This is a genomic window from Streptomyces sp. NPDC023723 (genome assembly GCF_040639815.1).
Classification (GTDB): domain Bacteria; phylum Actinomycetota; class Actinomycetes; order Streptomycetales; family Streptomycetaceae; genus Streptomyces.
Map to the genome: position 1 here is coordinate 171,239 of NZ_JBFAAP010000010.1, position 15,690 is coordinate 186,928.

Consider the following 15,690-nt stretch of genomic DNA (forward strand, 5'->3'; position numbering starts at 1 on the left):
CAGATCACCGACCTGTGGAGGCCTCATGATTCCGGCGACCGTGCCTACCGAAGCTATCTTCGATCGCGGCAACCTGCCCGATGAGTCTCGCCCTGTGCACGCCTGGGACGACGAAGGCGACCTCTGGTGCTGTGGCGCAACGACCTGCGACGTGCACGGAACATTGAGGGTTTCAAGGAAATCCGTGAGCGCCGCCAGATCATCGGTGTCGTCCCGGGCGGGGGCTGGATGACGGAGTGGCAGGATCCGGACGACGGAACATCGATCGCTGACCCAGTGGTGGCGTGGGCTGTCTACTCCGACGGAGAAGCCAGACCGATCGACACCGACTCCACCGGCGAGGCATGCCTGCTGTTCCCGAGCGACAAGGACCGGCGAACCTATCACCCTGGACAGATCCCGGCCGTACCGCTGCCCGGCGACAAGTCGCTCCTGAGTTCCACAGTTAGCGGTGTCGACTAGGACACGGGAATGCGGTTTGACCTGCGGAAATGCCTGTGAGCACGCCGAGATGGCGTGTCACTAGGCGGGTGGATAGTGCCTGGTCAGCGGCCTGCGGTCAGATCGATGATCTTCTTGGGCGGGGTGACGTTCAGGGAGGTGAAGATGTCGCGCTGGGGCTTGGTCAGGTCGGTGGACTGGCGGAAGGTGCCGGCCGGGCCGCTGTAGGTGACGGCGTGCAGGCGCTGGAGCTCGGCGCGCAGGCGGTTCCAGGTCTGGCCGGTGGAGGTCTCGGCGACGCGGATCAACAGCAGGGCGAGCCAGCACAGCAGGACGTGGGCGCGGATGCGGTCCTCGCGGCGGTGGTAGACCGGCCGCAGGTCCAGGATCTGCTTCATGTCGCGCCAGCCGCGCTCGACTTCCAGGAGCTGTTTGTAGCCCAGCGCGATGTCCTCGGCCGACAGTTTCGGATCCGAGGAGCGCAGGAGGTACTTCCCGTCCAGGTTGGCCTCGGAGGCGATCTTCTTCTTGTCCACCCGCAGCAGGCCGCCCGGGGTGGCGCGAAGGAACCGCTTCAGGCCGGGCTTGGTGGACAACACCCCGGCCAGCTTGTCGCGTTCGGGCCGCGGCAGCTTGTCAGTGCCCTCGATCGCTTCTGTGAGCTGAGCGACCATCCGCTGACGAATCGCGGCGTCGCGGGTGGCCTGGTCGGGGTTGAAACAGATCACGAACCGGTCGTCGGTGCCGATGTTGACCTCCTTGACCTGGAGGTTGTCGCGCACGGTGGCATAGCGGCCCTGCCGTGAGAGGGCGGCGCGTACTTCGGGTGATCCGGTGCGGAGCTTCTCGCCGATGATGTAGCCGCCGCCCCCGCGCATCAGCGCCCGGCGGTTGGCGGCGGAGGTGAAGCCTCGGTCGGCGACCCACACGACCTTCGAGAGCGTCCACTCGCGCAGGTCGTCGCGGACCTGGCGGATCAGGGCCTGGTCGCCGGTGCTGCCCGGCCAGGACCACACCCGCACCGGGATCCCGTCGCGCGTGACGGCCATCCCGATGACGACCTGCGGCAGATCGTCACGGGAGTCCTTGGACTTGCCGTGCGTGCGGAACCCGTCATGCCGTGACGCGTCTTCGGTCGGCACGCCGTCCGCCAGACGCTCGCCGCGTTCGTCGCGGGCGACGGGCTCGTCGGCGTCCTCGGTCTCGAAATACGTGGAGGTCGTGTCGAAGAACAGAAGGTCCACCTCCAGGTTGAGCAGGTCGGTGACCTGGAAGTACGCCTCCTTGGCCAGGGCCGGCTCGATGGTCAGCAGATAGTCCATGGCCCGGTAGCAGGCTTCGTTCGTCTCCGTTCATCCGGTCAGCTTCCCAGCCGCTACCGACCACCGGGGAGTGCCGGCGGGCCCGGCCTGGGTGAAGGCCGGGCCCGCTGTGCTCACCGCGGCTTGGGCGCTGCGGCCAGCACCCGCCGGTCCTCCTCGCCGCGGCCGACGATCCGCCACACCGGCCGGTCGGCCCCGTCATGGGTGAGCTGGTGCAGGGTCGTCGTCGCCACGGTGATCTTCCAGTTCGGCCGGGCGCGGTCGTGGAAGGCGGCCTCCCTCGTTTCCGGGGCCGCGCGGCGCTTGGCCGGGGCGAAGACGAACAGCAGCAGCGGGAAGGTCCGCTCCAGTGACGGACCGGCGTAGGTCTCCTGCCAGTGGTTGCGCGGGGGGCGGGCGGCGTTGCCGCGCCCGGACGCAGGTGCGTTGCGGTAGGCGTCGTAGCGCTCCAGCTTGGCGAGCAGGCCGGCGTAGGACATGGTGCGGTCGATCTCCACGAACGCGCTGGCGCCGTTGGCCAGGAGCACCACGGCGTCGGGCACCAGGTTCCCGGCCGGGGTGGGGTGGGCGACTTCCACCCGCCAGTCGGCGTGATCGGCCACCTCCGCCTGGTGGAAGGCGATGACGGTGTCGACCAGGGCGAGGCCGTGTTCCCGAAGGCCCGTCTTGCTGGCCGCGATGCGCTTGCCCGTGGTCCGGCCGACCGGCGACGCGAGCTCACCGGAGGCGGCGGCTTCGGCGAGGCCCGCCGGGGTGCAGTACCAGTAGCTCTGCTGGGCACGGTGGGTCCGGCCGACCAGGGCCGGGGATTCGGCGAGCAGGTTGCGCAGCGCGCGGCGGACGTGGTCGGTGTCCTGCTGGTGGGGCAGCAGCAGCGCCTTCAGCTGGCGGGGTGTGGCCAGGCGCAGCCGGGCGAGGGTGAGCAGGACCTCGCCGCGGAGGTCCGCGCCGGCCTTCGCCGCCGCGGCCTTCCGGGGCCGGGACGCTTCTCCAGGTACATCAGTACCTGTAGAAGAGGAGTTGCAACCGGCCGGGGCAGGCGAATCGGGGGTCTGATCAGCAACAACCGTCAGACGACGGCTGGAGGCTGCGGGGCTGGGAGCGGGGCTTGTCGCGGGGCTCGGAGCAGGGCTTGCCGTCGCAGCGGTGTCCGCCAGGACCGGCGGGGTGTGCGGGTCGGGTGCGGTGGTCATCGCGTCCTCGGGTTTCTCCGGCCGTACGCGGCCGGGTCGGCGGTCGTCCGGCCCGCGCGCGGACTGTGCACGGGCCGGAGCCACCGTGAGAAGGCACCCCTTGACCGTCGTCTGACGGCCACCGACAACCTGCGCCCGATTCCTCCTTGGTCGCCCCTTGCAGTCCGAGTTTGTCCGTGACCGGAGTCACGCCCGCACCGCGTCCCGGAGCGCGGTCTCTGTCCACAGGGCCGGGCGCGCACCGTAGGACGACCGGCCGGGCGCACCAGGCATCCGGCCAGCGAACAGCAAGGAGCCGTCATGGAGACGACGTCGCCCAGGGTCCCCCAGCTCGCCCCGGAGCAGATCCGGCGGGCCGCCGACTACGTGGAGCTGGTCTGGCGGGAGCAGGGCAGCGAGGAGGAGAAGGCCGCGCTGGCGGAGTTCCACGCCGACGGCCCGGAGCTGGCACGGCTGATCGGTGAGTTCGGTGCACTGCTGCTGGCCGACTACCTCACCGCCGTGCCCGACGAGCACGCCGACTGCGAGTCCGCGTACGTCACCGAGAAGCTGGTGACGGTGGCGAGCCGGTACCTCAAGCGGTGGTGCCTCGCGAGCGGCGCCGGGGCACACACCGCGTGGATCACGGCCGGCTTCCTGATCGAGTGCATGCAGGAGGTCGACCAGGTGAGCCAGTATCTCGACGACATCCGCGGCAACGTCAGCGCGGGATTTCGGAGCGGCTACGGCCTGAACTGAGTCGGAAGCCGGCCGGGCAGCGCCCGGGGACGGAGATCTCTCCTCCCCGGGCGCTGTCCCTTTTGGTGCGGGATGTCGCAGGTAGCGGAGGTGGACAAGGGGGGCGCCGCGAATGGCGCTGTGACTTTGATCGATAGATGGCGAGGCTGAGCTCCCGAAGCACAAGGTAGGAGCGTTTCGTTGATTCCTTGTTGGCGGGTCCGGTGAACGCTAGTTGGCGAGTCCGGGCGCGTGGCGGTCACGTTCTGTGGCGAATCAGGGGTTCGCGAATCGCTCGTGAGGATGAGTGCGACGGTCACCGAACGATGCGGGCCGGGAAGCCGTGGTGGCTTCCCGGCCCGCCGGGTGGTGCTGCGCTGCTGGATCAGGCGCTGGTTGCTGCGGTGTAGCGGGCGGTGACGTCTTCCCAGTTGACGAGGTCCCAGAGCTTGGTGACGTAGTCGGGGCGGACGTTCTTGTATTGCAGGTAGTAGGCGTGTTCCCAGGCGTCGAAGACCAGGAGCGGGGTGGTGCCCTGGCCGACGTTGCCGTGGTGGTCGTAGACCTGCTCGACGATCAGGCGCTTGCCGAGAGGCTCCCAGGCCAGGACGCCCCAGCCGGATCCCTGGACGGACGCGGTCGCGACGGTCAGCTGCTTCTTGAAGGCTTCGAAGCCGCCGAGGTGTTCGTCGATGGCGTCGGCGAGGGCGCCGTCAGGGCGGTCGCCGCCGTCGGGAGAGAGGTTCTGCCAGAAGATCGAGTGCAGGACGTGGCCGGAGAGGTTGAAAGCGAAGGTCTTCTCCAGGCCGACCAGCGAGGTGGGCGTGATCTGGTCCTTGTCGCGGATCTCGGCGATCTGCTCCAGCGTGTCGTTGGCGCCCTTGACGTAGGCGGCGTGGTGCTTGGCGTGGTGCAGTTCCAGGATCTGCCCGGTGATGGCCGGCTCCAGCGCGGCGTAGTCGTAGGGCATGTCGGGAAGCGCGTAGGTGCCCATCAGGCACGTCCCCTTTCCGGGTGAGTGATCGTCAGGGAACAGCCTATGCCTCTATTGCGAAGAGCTTGCAACAACTACAGAGATGCATCAGCATGATCTGTGGCGGGGTCGGCCCGTCAGTCTTCGGTGTCTGAGCGCCTTCCGTCCGTCGGCGTGTCCTTCCTGGAGAGTGATCGTCTTCTCACCCGGCGCCCGCCGGTCAGGCCGGCCCCGCTCTGAATCCCCGACAGCGTCACGCAGTGAGCGAGTCGGAGTAGCGGATGAGGGCTGCTTTGAGCGTTCTGAAGAAGATGCTGCGTGTGGGGTTGCGGAGGAGCCTTCGGACGCGGGTTTCCCTCGGCGAGGTGGGCTCGTCGCCTCCTGGCGCCAGCTCAGTGCTGGTGGGGGCCAGGCTCCACTCACTGCCGGTGACGCGGGACCAGATGAACTTCGAGGAACAGTCGCGCAGGAAGCCGGCCGGGCCGCGTACGGGTGGCGGCCCCGCTCGCCGAACAGGTTCCGCAGCTGCGCCTCGGTGACCTCCTCACCCGGCGCGAGTCCGAGCACGGCCAGGCCGCGGCCCATCCATCGCCCGACCGGGACACCGGCCTGCTCCTGGGCGGCGCGCAGCGGCGTGCGGGCCGGGCGGCGTCCGTCGCCGACAACGGCCTCGCGGAGGTAGTAGCGGTACATCTGACCGGCCCGGATCACCCTGATATCCACTGTCATGCAGACCACGCCACACGGCTCTGACCTGCAAGAAAAGGCCGATCAGCCCGGCGTCCCGCCAGGCGGGAGCAGCGGCCGAACTTTCTTCACCGGGGCCCGCCGGGCGGGAAGCGGACCCGGGCCGGACGCGAATGTCATCGCTCTCCGGCAGCACGCACATCACGACCCGAACGACACCATCCGGCGCCACTGAGCATCACCACGCGCCAAGGAACGAGCGCCACCAACGAGCACCGCCTACAGCAGCCCTCGGCAACCGCCGGGGGCTTCGTCGTGCTGCCCGGAGGAGACCACCGTGCCCACCTTCGAGCCCTTCCCCGCTTCACCGCCGACCTCCAGCACCTCACCCCCGCCCAGCGCCGGCGCTTCCGCCGCGTCGTCCTGGACGCCTTCGTGCCGGACCTGCGTCCCGGCCGCCAGTTCCGCCCCGGCTTACGGATCAAGGGGGTGCGCTGCGCGCCGGGCGTCTACGAGCTCACCTGGGCGCCGGACGGGCGCGCGACGTGGTCGTACGGCCGGGCGGTGGTCGCCGGGCTCCCTCACGTCGTGTGGCACCGGATCGGAACGCACAGCATCCTGGATCGCCCCCTGGCCGAAGGCCATCTTGCGGGGCGGGGCCGCCGGTTGGTTGGCTGATCGTTCCGATGACCAGGAGGGGACATAGCGTGGCAGCAACCGAGGCCGTGACCGAGTCGGAGCACGTGAAGAGCTTGATCATCAGCACCGCGTCGGCGCTGTGGGAGGACAAGGAAGCGCTGGGCAAGTTCCTCGACGTCGTCCGGCGCAGCGAGACCTTCGCCCCGCTCGCCGACAGCATGGCGCAGTCCCAGGTCCGCCCCGCGAAACCCTCGTTCTACGGCGTGAAGAGCAGGGAGTTCCAGGACTGACCGAGCGCTGATGCGCCGATCTCCCCGCGGCGCCCTCGAAAATGGCGGTGGCCCCACCTCTGTTGGTGGGGCCACCGCCATTTCCAGTGGATGCGCTCAAGCCGGTGGGTCAGGTCAACCGGCAGGTACGGCCTGACGTTCTCGATGCTTGTTGAGCAGGTCCAGCATCTTGTTGAACTCGTCCGTCGGCATCTTATGGATCAGGTGTTGTGCCGCGTCGACACCGTCTTCGTAGGGGAACCGCTTGGGCTGCTGGCTCCCTCCTCCAGCTGTCACTTCGGGTGGGCTGGCTTGTCCAGGAACGGCTGGCGCGCCCTCCTGCGCTGCGTCGGCGGGCGCCTCTTGTTCCGCAGCGGCCGGGTCGGCCGGATCCGTTTTACGGCCGTAAAACGGATCGCCCCCTTGCTGCCCAGAACCAGCAGGCGGCTCGGCGGTCAGCCGTTTGGGAGCGGCGGCCTTCTTGGCGACCTTCTTGGCTGCCGCCCGTTCAGCAGATGCTGCCGCCCGCTGCTTCTGCTCGTCCTGCCACCATGCCAGCTGCTCCGTGGGGTCCCACTCGTTGTCCCGGGCCAGCTTGCCCAGCGACCGGGCGGCGTCAAGCGGCATGGTCTTCTTCCGCACCAGGTCCTGAACCTCCGGGGCCAGGTGGGTGAGGAGGATGCGCTGGGTGACCCATCCGTCGACCCGCTCGAAGTGCTGGGCGACGGCGCGGTTGGAGCCGAACTCGGCAACGAGGGCTTGGACCGCGTACGCCTCTTCAACGGGGTTGAAGTTCTGGCGGTCGACGTTCTCGGAGACCACGGCTTCCATGAACGTCTTGCGGTCTTTGGCCAAGCCGTCGTCGACGACACAGTTCAGGGTTGGATTGCCGGCCGCTTTGGCGCCACGGTACCGACGCTCACCGGTGACGAGGACGTAGTCGACGTCACCGATCTGCTTCGCGTGGTCGGGCCACAGTTTCAGGTAGGCGCTACGACTGACGGCAGGGCACGCCTGAATCTGGCGGCGTCGCAGGCTCTTCCCGAGGTCGATCAGCTCGCCTTCGGTGCCGAAGTCGGTACGCGGGTTGACGCCGTTGGGGGCGAGCCGACCAAGAGGAACGCGGAGCAGGCGGCCGTCGGCTCGGGTGTCGACGACTGGGGTGTCATCGTCATCGCCGAAGAAGTCGTCGAACTCGTCGTGCTTGGCCATCATCGAGCTCCCGCGTGCTTCTGGCGGCGGAGCTGGTGCTCCAGGGCCAGGGACACGAAGTCCTGCTTGGCCTTGGTGGCGATGTGGTTGGACTCGTACTGGGTGCAGAACCGTCCGTTGGTGATGCCGCGGGTGTGCGGCTTGTAGTGACGGACAGTGGCGTTGTACAGCTCCCAGCCTCTGCGCTGGACGAGGCTGATGGTGCGGTCGCGGTCTGCAGTGCCGTCGCGGGGGTCCCAGTTGTTGACGACGACGCCGTAGGGAATCTGGCGGGGGATGAGGACCCGCTCCACGGTGACCCTGGTCGGGGTGAAGGCCGATCCCTCTGCTTCGAGGGGGACGATGACGTCGTCAGCAACGTCGAGGACGGCGCGCAGCGCGTCTCCGGTGGTTCCGTCGCCCAGGGGGTCGATGGACTCGTCTTCGTCGTCTTCGGCCTTCAGGGGCATGAAGCCTGGGGTGTCGACGATGATGATGTCGGCCTTGGCGCTGCGCAGGCGACGCAGCTTGTCGATGCTCTGGCTCGCGTCGACCACGCGGAAGGGGACTGGCCTGCCGGCCTTCTTGACCTTCTCAGCGTGTTCGATGCTGGTGCCCTGGGGGTCTATTGAGACGACCGCTACGGACGGGCCGTCGCCTGCGGTCTCGGCTTCGGCAGCATCGCAGCCAAGGATTTCGGCGTAGACCGCAGCGAGGTTGACCGACAAGAGGGACTTGCCGACCCCGCCCTTACGGTTCAAGAGCACGGTGATGTAGGGCATGTACTGCTCTCCGACTACTTCCCGGGAACCCGGTACTTCGGATGGACGGGAAGCATCCTCTCAGAAGATCAAAAGGGGTCCTGCGAGGCATGCGGGGCGTGGCAGTTTTACGGCCGTAAAACTGCCACGGAGCTGACTGCTCCAGAAACACGAAAAGCGGCCCCCGCCGCACGGACCGCGAAGGTCCGGACGGGCGAGGGCCGCTTCATGTGCTCAGGTGCTCAGGTCGATGTCGGGTGGGAGGTCGCGCCCGGCGAGGGCGTGGGTGAGTAGTCGGTAGGGGTCGGTCCACGCGCCGTGGATTCGTGCTCTGGCGCAGTGAAGGGTGCCGGTGAGGGCGGTCTCGGTGTCGGGGTGGATGAGGATTAGGGCGACGGGGTCGGCGTCCGGATGCTGCCCTTCGGTGGGACGGCCGCGCTCCAGGGCGCGGGCGTCGGGGGTGATCCGGACGGCGACGTCGCCGTGGCCGGTCCACGGGGCCGACCTCTGTCGGGCGGTGAGCATGGCGGTGAACTCTGCGACGGCCTTGTGGTCGCCGGGGTGGAGCGGGCCGGTGCCGTGGCCGCAGAGGCGGAAGCGGGCGCTCACGCGGCGGAGTTGTCGGCGATGACGAGGAAGCTGTCGGTGCGCAGATCCATGACGACCCGGGCGGGCTGTCCCTGGGCCTGCTGCTGGGCGGCGTACTCGTCTGCGGGCCAGGAGCCGCGGGGGCCGCCGGCGGGGAAGCGCTCAAGGACGGTGCGCGCGGGCTGGTCGGGCATCAGGGTGCCTCCTGGTCGGTGAAGGAGAGCTGGAGTGCGGGGCGTGCTGTACGGGGCGCGGTCGGCCGGGGCGGGGCCGGCGGCTCGATGCGCTCGAGGTCGGCGTCGGCGAGGAAGCCGAGCTGTCCGGCGGCGGCCGCGCGGGCGGCGAGGGTGATCGAGCGGGTGATTCGGTGATGCCCGTGGTCGATGCGCAGGTGGCACAGCTGGCAGGCGGCGAGCAGGTTCTCGTCTCGCACGTCTTCGGGGGTGTGGTTGAGGTGGGCGGTGGTGAGGCCGACCACGGAGCCGGTGTCGGGGTGGATCCGCTCGTGGAGGGCCGGGCAGCGGCCGCCCGGGTGCGCCAGGCCGCAGTGGCCTGTGCACTCGCAGCGGCCGCCTGCCCGCTCGAACCGGATCCGCGCGCTGATCTCGTTCCAGTCGCGCGGGTACCGGTGCAGGTTCTCGGGACGGATGGGCACGGCGGCTCCGCTACTGCTCGCCGCCGGCGGCCTGGCGGTGCTCGAAGGCTTCGAGCAGTTCACCCAGGTCGCTCGGCTCGGGCACGGTGCCGACCCATGTGCCGCCCTCGGTGAACACCTCCACGTCGGTGGTGTCGGCGTCGAACCAGCAGACGTACGGCCCATACCTCTCGATGGCCGCCGTGGCGACGGTGGCCGGGTCGGTCATCAGCGGCGCGGTCTCCAGCACAGTGAGTGCGGTGACGACCAGCCACATCGGCTCGTCCGGTGTACGGGGGAGCCGGAGGTAGCCGGTGACGCGGAGCTTGTCGCCGGGGACCAGGTCGTGGATGACCGCGTGCGCCAGCTCCGCGTCGGCGACGCTGCACGGCAGGATCATCTCGTCCGTGCGCTCGTCCGTCGGGGAGACGGTGAGGCGGAACCGGGCCGTGCTGCCGTGCAGGTCGCCGGGCACGGTCTCTTCGTCCAGGAAGCCGTCCAGGGCTATGGCGTCGTCGGCCATGGGTCAGCCGGCCTTCCGGACCGGCGCCTGGTGGGCGGCGTCGTACGCCTCCAGGACCGCCTTGCGGACCATGCCCGCGTCGGCGACCTGGTGGCCGTTGGCGCGCGCCCACGTCCTGATGGCGGCGAGTTCCTCCCGGGTGCGGCCGCTGCCCAGGCCGGTGCGGATGGGGGTGGGCGCGGTGGCGGCCGCCGTGGTGGTGCGGGTGCCGGCCTTCACGTTGCGCAGTTCCTCCTGCGCCTTCTCCAGTTCGGCGCGGGCCTTGGCAACCTTCGCTTCGGCCTCGCGCTGCTTGGCCTCGCTGTCGCGGCGGTCGGTCAGCTCGGAGAGGTCGGCGGTGATGCGGGCGGCGCGGCTGCGGACCGAGGCGGCCGGGTGCGCGGCCGCCCAGTCGAGCAGTTCCTGGATCTCGTTGGAGACGGCGAGCGGAACGACCGGGACGTCGATGCCCGGAGCGTCGGCGGCCGTGCGGGGCAGTCCGAGGACGTGGCTGGCGATGAGGTCGCTGAGTTCGGTCTCGCTCAGGCCGGTGGCCTCGCGGATCGCCTGCTCGGTGTCGCCGTTGTTGTGCATGGAGATCGCCATGGCCTCGTGCGCGGACAGGGCCGGGGCGGCGGGGGTTTCGTCATGGTGGGTGCGTCTCCGGCTTCCGGGATGAGGGGGAGCAGGGCGGTGAGGGTGTCGGTGTCGGTGGGCAGCCCGAGGACGTCCAGGAGCAGCGCCATGTCGTCCTTGTCGCGGGATCTGCGGGCGGTGACCCGGGCCGCGGCGGCGAGCTGCTGCTGCGGGTTCGGGTCCAGGGGCAATGACTCGGCTCCGAGGGTCTCGGTCCAGTCGGTGAACATCACGCGGCCTTGCCGCTGGCGACCAGCTCCAGCACGCGCCGGTTGGACGCGGCCTGTGCGGGGGTGATCGGTTCCTTCCAGCGGTTGTACGGCGCGGGCCGGGTGGGGATGCCCTCCAGCTCGAGGCGGGCGAGGGCGAGTTCGCGGACGGTCGGCGGCGCGACGCGCGCCGCGCGCTGCCGCTCACGGCGGCGGCGGTCCTGTTCGGCGACCACGCCGACCCAGTCGTCCCCGAGCCGCGCCACGAGCTGCTTGCGCAGCTGCTTGCGGTCGCGGGCGGTGGTCGCCGCCCACACTCCGTTCTTCGTCAGGTCGGCGTTGGCGAGCGCCCACTTCAGGCAGCCGGTGACGATCGGGCAGCCGGAGCAGGCGTGCTTGGCCTTGATGAGCGCCTTCTCCCGGGCGCGGGGGTCTTCGTCGGTGTTGTGGATGTCCTCGATGGCGAACAGGCCGGGTTCCGTGCGGCACCGCAGGGCCTGGTCGGTGTGAGGGAAGGGGATCCGGTCGTCGGCGAGGACGATGTCCGGCAACTTGGCGATGCCGGTGCGGTTGCCGCTCATGAGGTGCCCTCCGAAGCGAGGTGGGGGAGTTGGAGGAGGACCTGGTCCACGAGGTCCTGTGTCGGGCGCCACGGCCCGAGCTGGCCGTTCAGCCACGGGATCGGGAGCGCGAGCTCCTGGACGTCGGAGAGGACCAGGTGGAATGCGTCGGGCTGCGCCCAGCGGGAGCACGGGGCGGAGCCGGTGGCGTCCTGGTGGCAGTCGGTGAGGCGGGCTACGCCGATGACGGCCCGGGTGTGCAGGGCGCAGCCGCGGATCGCGGTGGCGACCAGCGGGTCGCGCATCGGGGCCCGTTCGGTGGCCTGGCCGGCGTGCAGCAACAGCCAGCCGCGCCAGGACCAGGGGGCCGGCCTGTTCTCCACGTCCTTCCCGGCGAGGATGGAGGTCGTCCAGGGCTGGCGGATCGTGATGCCCCGGATCCAGGTGCCCGGGTCGGCAGTGGTGGTCTCGCTCATGCCGCCCGCCCCAGGGTGCTGGTGCCCGGCCGTCCGGCGCGGCGGCCGTTGATGGAGGGCACGGTGGCGTGCTGCGGTCCGGCGAGGACGGCGCGGCCGGTGTGCTTGCCCGCGTACATCGCGCCGTCGGCGGCCCGCAGAAGCGGGGACAGGTCGCGGGTGCCGAGGATGGCCGGGCAGGCGGCGCCGACGGATGCGGCGACGTCGACTAGGGCGCCGTCGTCGACCTCCACCGGCTGCGCGAGCAGCGTGGCGAGCTGGGCGAGACGGAGCTCGCGGCGGGCGGGTCCGATCCGCACGGCGAAGGCGAAGAACTCGTCCCCTCCGAGCCGGCCGACCGCCCCGCGGCTGCCCGCCCAGGCGGTGAGCCGGGCGGCGGTGGCGGCCAGGACGCGGTCGCCGGCGGCGTGCCCGCCCGGTCCGTCGTTGATCTGCTTGAAGTGGTCCAGGTCCACGATCCCGACCAGGGCATTGTCGCCGTACCGGTCGGTGATCTGCCGGGCCTTGGCGGTGAAGCCGTCGCGCCCGAGCAGACCCGTGAGCGGGTCGCGGCGGGCGGCGGACAGCTTCCTGTGCAGGCTGACCGCGTGCACGGTCCAGCCGGTCAGTGGCACGGCGAGTGTGGTGATGAACAGGGCGCGTTGCCCGATCGGGGCCTGTACGCGCACGGTGGAGGCCATACTGGTTGCTCCCTCTCGTCATGTACGGGATGGGTGGCCCGGGGCGGCCGACTGGTTTTGCGGCCTTTGGCGGCCGTCCCGGGGCGGACCTACAGCTCGAAGGGCTCGTGGCTGAGCCAGCTGTAGGGGTCGTTCCAAGGGCCGGCCTTTGCGGCCTGCCAGTCGAGCGCCCAGTCGGGCCGAAGCCCCCGCGCTCCCCAGCCGTCGGCCTGCCTGCCGGGAACCTCGTGTCCGGCCTGCTGCGCGGCGAGCGCCGCGTCGTACACCTCGTGCGCGATGCGCAGGGCCTCGCTCTTGGACGACGCCTCGCCGGTGAAGACGTGTACGCCCTTCAGCTGGCGGTTGGTGGTGTGGTGTATCGGGACGTCAACCTCGAAATAGCGAAGCGGCATGACGACCCATCTCCCTCCATCTGCTGGTCGTGACCCGGCGCTCAGTGGCCGGTCGCGTGGGCGGCGGTGATGCGGACGGTGTCCGCGAGCAGCACGGTCAGCTCGTGGCCGTGGCCGACGGCGTCCTCCAGGCGCTCGATGAGCTCCGGGGGCAGGCCGCGGTTGCGGGCGCCGGTCAGGACGCCCTCCAGGTAGAGGACGTCGGCCAGGACGCGGCCGCGGACGTCCAGGACGCAGGGCTGCACGGTGAGGACGTCGTCATTCTTCGCGGTCGCCAGGGCCGCGTGGTCGGCGGCCTCGGTGTACGCGGTCTCGGTCTGCTCGGTGAGCAGCGCGTCGACCTGTGTGGTGTCGCCGTAGGCGCGGCGCCAGCCGAAGCGGGCGGCGGCGGCTTCCATGAGGGAGCGGCGGGCGAGGGGCACGGTGACCTCCGGGGAGGGCCGGTCGTCCGGTCTCGGCTGACCGGACGGACACCGCACGGCCCCGCCGTCGCCCGCCCGGGGGCGGTGCGGCGGGGCCGTACGGAGAGCGTCCGGTCAGCGCTGGGGACGGCGCAGGATCGTGAACTCGGTGCCGGTGCCGTAGGTGCGCGGCTTGGCGGTCAGGAACTCCGGCTGCTCGTCCGCGAGGCGCTGCAGTTCCTCCTCGATCCACTCGGTGGAGCGCTGGAGGGCGAGGCGGTCCAGGTGGAAGCTGGTGAGGTAGACCGTGGAGTCGTAGTCGGAGCGGCGCTCCGAGTCCAGCCTGCGCCGCACGATCTGGCGGGCGGTGTCGTCGTCGGGGCGAGTGGGCAGGTCGCGGGGCAGCGCCCGGCACTGGGCGGCGTGGGCGTTGGCGATCTCCCCGCCCGCCTGCTCGGAGTAGATGGGGTTGTCGCGGTCCTTGTAGCGGGCGCGGTACGAGCAGCCCAGGCAGGCGACCGCGTAGTAGGTGCCGTTGACCCCGGCGTCGGCGGTGTAGACGAGGACGACGGCACCGGCCAGCCCGAGGAAGCGCTGGGTGACGATCACGCCCTCGGGCTTCCAGGTCTCGCCGATCTCCGGCCACGGCTCGGGGGTGTGCTCCGGTTCGGTGGCGGTGCGGGTGCGGGTGCGGGAGAAGAGGGTGAGTGCCATGGGGTTACTGCTCCTTCTGGTCGGCCTGGGCGTGGATGCGGGCGATGGTTCGGCGGGCGGCGGTGATCACGAACGGGGCGGCGAGCGCGCCGGCGAGGCTGACGTAGGTGGCGAAGAAGATGGCGGGGGTGCTCACCGGCTGTCGCCTCCCGTCGCCTGCCGGTCGGCGAGGGCCAAGAACTCTACGGCCAGGTCCGGCGCGGACAGGATGGTGCGCAGGATCGAGGCGAAGCCGTCGCGCTCGATGGGGTTGAGGCGGTCCCACACGGCGTGGGCGTCACTGTGAGCACCGACGGCCTTGAGGTAGTCGTCCTCGGTGGTGGCGGTGTGCTCGATGCCGCACCGCCCGCACCGGAAGACGGCCTGGTCCCAGCCGCACGCGGGCGTCACCGGCGGTCGCCCTTGCGCAAGGTGATCCAGGTGGTGACCAGGGCGGCGGCCACGCCGATGGCGCGGTGCGCCGCCTGGTCCAGCTCCATCAGCGCGGTACCGGGACCGGAGACGTCCTGGACGGCCTCGGGGTACTCGGTGCCCTCGCCGCCGGCCTTGCGGACGACCGTGGCGTGCTTGATGTAGCCGGCCTTCCCGGCCTTCTCCGCGAGCCAGAGCAGCGGTTCGCGCCTGTCCAGGATTCCGTGGGTGATCGCGTTGATCGCGGCGCCGGTGAGCAGGGCGCTGGCGGGGACGCGGTAGCCGAGGGTGCGGGTGACGGCGAGGGTGGAGGCGAGCTGCACGGCCGAATAGGAGGCGACGTGTCGGCTCACCGAGCGGCGGCCGTACGCGCTAGCGGTGCAGGTGCGGCCCTCCTTGCCGTGCCGCCAGGGGTTCTCTTCCACCGGGCTGCCGTCGTTCTTGTAGACCAGGTGGGAGCCGTGCATGCCCTTGGGCGAGGGCGACCCGAGGGGCGAAGACCGCCACGTGGTCGATCAGGCCGGCCCTGAAGAGCCTGGTGGCTGTTGCCTGGTAGGTGAGCGTCTTTCCCGACCCGGGAGAGGCAAGGACGACCGTCAGGCGCTCACCCGCATGGATACGGCCGATCAGAAAGAAGTGATGATCGGTCAATCCCGTTCAGGACACGTCTCGTTGTCAGACCCCGCCTGTAGCCTGCGAACCGGCAACTGAGGTGCATATCGGGGGACTTAGGGAGCTGTAGTGGCGGATCGGGATCCTCAGTAGGTGTTTTTGATCCCTGGCCGGGCGGTGTGCACGGTTGGATGATCGGCGTGTGGGGGTTGACGGTACGGCTCGGCGGTACTGCCGGGAATGTGGTGATCCGCTGCCGCAGACGATGGCGGCGGAGGCGGTGTTCTGCTCGGGTCGGTGCAGGTCACGGCGTTGGCGGAGGCTTCAGCGGACCCGGCAGCGGGTGGTCGCGATGCAGCGGGGTGAGCAGGCGGAGTGTCCGGTGTGCGGGCGGTCGTGGACGGTGGGGGTGGAGCGGTCGAGGGCAGCGGTGTACTGCTCGGACCGTTGCCGGGTACGGGCCTGCCGTCAACGACGTGCGTCACGGAACACCGTTACGGAAACGCCGTAGCCGAACGCCTCGGGAGTACCTCGCGTCTTGCACGCGGGTCGGTGACGACTGATACGCGCTTCGAGCGCCCCTGATTCACGCTCTGCCCCGGCGTGTCGCGCCCGCGTCACGGTGGACGGTGACCGGGGCCGGCGCCCCTCTGTCCGGTCACCTCGTAGTGGCCGAGCCGGG

The 15,690-nt window shown here is 70.2% G+C and carries 25 protein-coding genes; 4 read left to right on the forward strand and 21 right to left on the reverse strand.

Translation table 11 applies throughout. From position 1 onward, the window contains the following. The first annotated feature begins 126 nt into the window (after nucleotides 1–126). Entirely contained in the window at nucleotides 127–462 is a 336-nt protein-coding gene (locus AB0G32_RS14750) for a hypothetical protein (protein WP_361162554.1), read from the forward strand. 83 nt (nucleotides 463–545) lie between these two features. On the opposite strand, the gene AB0G32_RS14755 is transcribed toward AB0G32_RS14750, so the two are convergent. Both AB0G32_RS14755 and AB0G32_RS14760 read right to left on the reverse strand, forming a co-directional pair. Next, nucleotides 546–1,763 carry a transposase gene (locus AB0G32_RS14755; protein ID WP_361162555.1) on the reverse strand — a complete coding sequence of 406 codons (1,218 nt, stop codon included), beginning with the start codon at nucleotides 1,761–1,763 and terminating at the stop codon, nucleotides 546–548. A gap of 113 nt (nucleotides 1,764–1,876) precedes the next feature. Beyond that, nucleotides 1,877–2,956, reverse strand: coding sequence for a replication-relaxation family protein (locus tag AB0G32_RS14760; RefSeq protein WP_361162556.1), 1,080 nt, complete (start codon nucleotides 2,954–2,956; stop codon nucleotides 1,877–1,879). Between the two features lie 300 nt (nucleotides 2,957–3,256). Here AB0G32_RS14760 and AB0G32_RS14765 point away from each other — a divergent pair, with 300 nt between their 5' ends. Then, nucleotides 3,257–3,694: a hypothetical protein gene (locus AB0G32_RS14765; RefSeq protein ID WP_361162557.1), complete on the forward strand. Its 438-nt coding sequence runs from the start codon at nucleotides 3,257–3,259 to the stop codon at nucleotides 3,692–3,694. Nucleotides 3,695–4,058: 364 nt separating this feature from the next. Here AB0G32_RS14765 and AB0G32_RS14770 read toward each other — a convergent pair whose 3' ends face one another. Both AB0G32_RS14770 and AB0G32_RS14775 read right to left on the reverse strand, forming a co-directional pair. After that, nucleotides 4,059–4,667 carry a superoxide dismutase gene (locus AB0G32_RS14770; protein WP_361162558.1) on the reverse strand — a complete coding sequence of 203 codons (609 nt, stop codon included), beginning with the start codon at nucleotides 4,665–4,667 and terminating at the stop codon, nucleotides 4,059–4,061. Nucleotides 4,668–4,754: 87 nt separating this feature from the next. Further along, nucleotides 4,755–5,375: a relaxase domain-containing protein gene (locus AB0G32_RS14775; protein WP_361162559.1), complete on the reverse strand. Its 621-nt coding sequence runs from the start codon at nucleotides 5,373–5,375 to the stop codon at nucleotides 4,755–4,757. A 273-nt stretch (nucleotides 5,376–5,648) separates the two neighbouring features. Here AB0G32_RS14775 and AB0G32_RS14780 point away from each other — a divergent pair, with 273 nt between their 5' ends. Both AB0G32_RS14780 and AB0G32_RS14785 read left to right on the forward strand, forming a co-directional pair. Then, entirely contained in the window at nucleotides 5,649–6,011 is a 363-nt protein-coding gene (locus AB0G32_RS14780) for a hypothetical protein (RefSeq protein WP_361162560.1), read from the forward strand. A gap of 29 nt (nucleotides 6,012–6,040) precedes the next feature. Continuing rightward, a complete protein-coding gene (locus AB0G32_RS14785) occupies nucleotides 6,041–6,262 on the forward strand; it encodes a hypothetical protein (RefSeq protein WP_361162561.1) in 222 nt (73 codons plus the stop codon). A 114-nt stretch (nucleotides 6,263–6,376) separates the two neighbouring features. Here the strand turns inward: AB0G32_RS14785 and AB0G32_RS14790 are convergent, their stop codons facing one another. The 17 genes from AB0G32_RS14790 to AB0G32_RS14870 all read right to left on the reverse strand — a co-directional run bounded on the left by AB0G32_RS14790 (nucleotide 6,377) and on the right by AB0G32_RS14870 (nucleotide 15,047). Continuing rightward, nucleotides 6,377–7,453 (reverse strand): ParB/RepB/Spo0J family partition protein, encoded by a 1,077-nt coding sequence (locus AB0G32_RS14790; protein WP_361162562.1) that lies wholly within the window; start codon nucleotides 7,451–7,453, stop codon nucleotides 6,377–6,379. Beyond that, nucleotides 7,453–8,214, reverse strand: a complete 762-nt coding sequence (locus AB0G32_RS14795) for a ParA family protein (protein ID WP_229900739.1) — start codon at nucleotides 8,212–8,214, stop codon at nucleotides 7,453–7,455. The genes AB0G32_RS14790 and AB0G32_RS14795 overlap by 1 nt, the downstream gene beginning before the upstream one ends. A 213-nt stretch (nucleotides 8,215–8,427) precedes the next feature. Further along, on the reverse strand, nucleotides 8,428–8,802 hold the full coding sequence (locus AB0G32_RS14800; RefSeq protein WP_361162563.1) for a hypothetical protein: 375 nt from the start codon (nucleotides 8,800–8,802) through the stop codon (nucleotides 8,428–8,430). Continuing rightward, nucleotides 8,799–8,975, reverse strand: coding sequence for a hypothetical protein (locus tag AB0G32_RS14805; RefSeq protein WP_361162564.1), 177 nt, complete (start codon nucleotides 8,973–8,975; stop codon nucleotides 8,799–8,801). The genes AB0G32_RS14800 and AB0G32_RS14805 overlap by 4 nt, the downstream gene beginning before the upstream one ends. Beyond that, entirely contained in the window at nucleotides 8,975–9,436 is a 462-nt protein-coding gene (locus AB0G32_RS14810; protein ID WP_361162565.1) for a hypothetical protein, read from the reverse strand. Before AB0G32_RS14810 ends, AB0G32_RS14805 begins: the two co-directional genes overlap by 1 nt. 10 nt (nucleotides 9,437–9,446) lie before the next feature. Further along, a complete protein-coding gene (locus AB0G32_RS14815) occupies nucleotides 9,447–9,938 on the reverse strand; it encodes a hypothetical protein (RefSeq protein ID WP_361162566.1) in 492 nt (163 codons plus the stop codon). A gap of 3 nt (nucleotides 9,939–9,941) precedes the next feature. Then, nucleotides 9,942–10,523: a histone-like nucleoid-structuring protein Lsr2 gene (locus AB0G32_RS14820; RefSeq protein WP_361162567.1), complete on the reverse strand. Its 582-nt coding sequence runs from the start codon at nucleotides 10,521–10,523 to the stop codon at nucleotides 9,942–9,944. 259 nt (nucleotides 10,524–10,782) lie between these two features. After that, entirely contained in the window at nucleotides 10,783–11,343 is a 561-nt protein-coding gene (locus tag AB0G32_RS14825; RefSeq protein WP_361162568.1) for a WhiB family transcriptional regulator, read from the reverse strand. Next, on the reverse strand, nucleotides 11,340–11,798 hold the full coding sequence (locus AB0G32_RS14830) for a hypothetical protein (protein WP_361162569.1): 459 nt from the start codon (nucleotides 11,796–11,798) through the stop codon (nucleotides 11,340–11,342). The genes AB0G32_RS14825 and AB0G32_RS14830 overlap by 4 nt, the downstream gene beginning before the upstream one ends. Beyond that, nucleotides 11,795–12,478 (reverse strand): GGDEF domain-containing protein, encoded by a 684-nt coding sequence (locus AB0G32_RS14835; RefSeq protein ID WP_361162570.1) that lies wholly within the window; start codon nucleotides 12,476–12,478, stop codon nucleotides 11,795–11,797. The genes AB0G32_RS14830 and AB0G32_RS14835 overlap by 4 nt, the downstream gene beginning before the upstream one ends. 89 nt (nucleotides 12,479–12,567) lie before the next feature. Continuing rightward, nucleotides 12,568–12,870, reverse strand: coding sequence for a hypothetical protein (locus AB0G32_RS14840; protein ID WP_361162571.1), 303 nt, complete (start codon nucleotides 12,868–12,870; stop codon nucleotides 12,568–12,570). A gap of 41 nt (nucleotides 12,871–12,911) precedes the next feature. Further along, nucleotides 12,912–13,292 carry a hypothetical protein gene (locus tag AB0G32_RS14845; RefSeq protein ID WP_361162572.1) on the reverse strand — a complete coding sequence of 127 codons (381 nt, stop codon included), beginning with the start codon at nucleotides 13,290–13,292 and terminating at the stop codon, nucleotides 12,912–12,914. Between the two features lie 114 nt (nucleotides 13,293–13,406). After that, entirely contained in the window at nucleotides 13,407–13,985 is a 579-nt protein-coding gene (locus tag AB0G32_RS14850) for a hypothetical protein (protein ID WP_361162573.1), read from the reverse strand. Nucleotides 13,986–13,989: 4 nt separating this feature from the next. Next, nucleotides 13,990–14,121 (reverse strand): hypothetical protein, encoded by a 132-nt coding sequence (locus AB0G32_RS14855; RefSeq protein ID WP_361162574.1) that lies wholly within the window; start codon nucleotides 14,119–14,121, stop codon nucleotides 13,990–13,992. After that, nucleotides 14,118–14,375: a hypothetical protein gene (locus tag AB0G32_RS14860; RefSeq protein WP_307018467.1), complete on the reverse strand. Its 258-nt coding sequence runs from the start codon at nucleotides 14,373–14,375 to the stop codon at nucleotides 14,118–14,120. The genes AB0G32_RS14855 and AB0G32_RS14860 overlap by 4 nt, the downstream gene beginning before the upstream one ends. Then, nucleotides 14,372–14,863: a hypothetical protein gene (locus AB0G32_RS14865; protein WP_361162575.1), complete on the reverse strand. Its 492-nt coding sequence runs from the start codon at nucleotides 14,861–14,863 to the stop codon at nucleotides 14,372–14,374. Before AB0G32_RS14865 ends, AB0G32_RS14860 begins: the two co-directional genes overlap by 4 nt. Beyond that, nucleotides 14,769–15,047 carry a DEAD/DEAH box helicase family protein gene (locus AB0G32_RS14870; RefSeq protein ID WP_361162576.1) on the reverse strand — a complete coding sequence of 93 codons (279 nt, stop codon included), beginning with the start codon at nucleotides 15,045–15,047 and terminating at the stop codon, nucleotides 14,769–14,771. The genes AB0G32_RS14865 and AB0G32_RS14870 overlap by 95 nt, the downstream gene beginning before the upstream one ends. Nucleotides 15,048–15,690 lie beyond the last annotated feature (643 nt).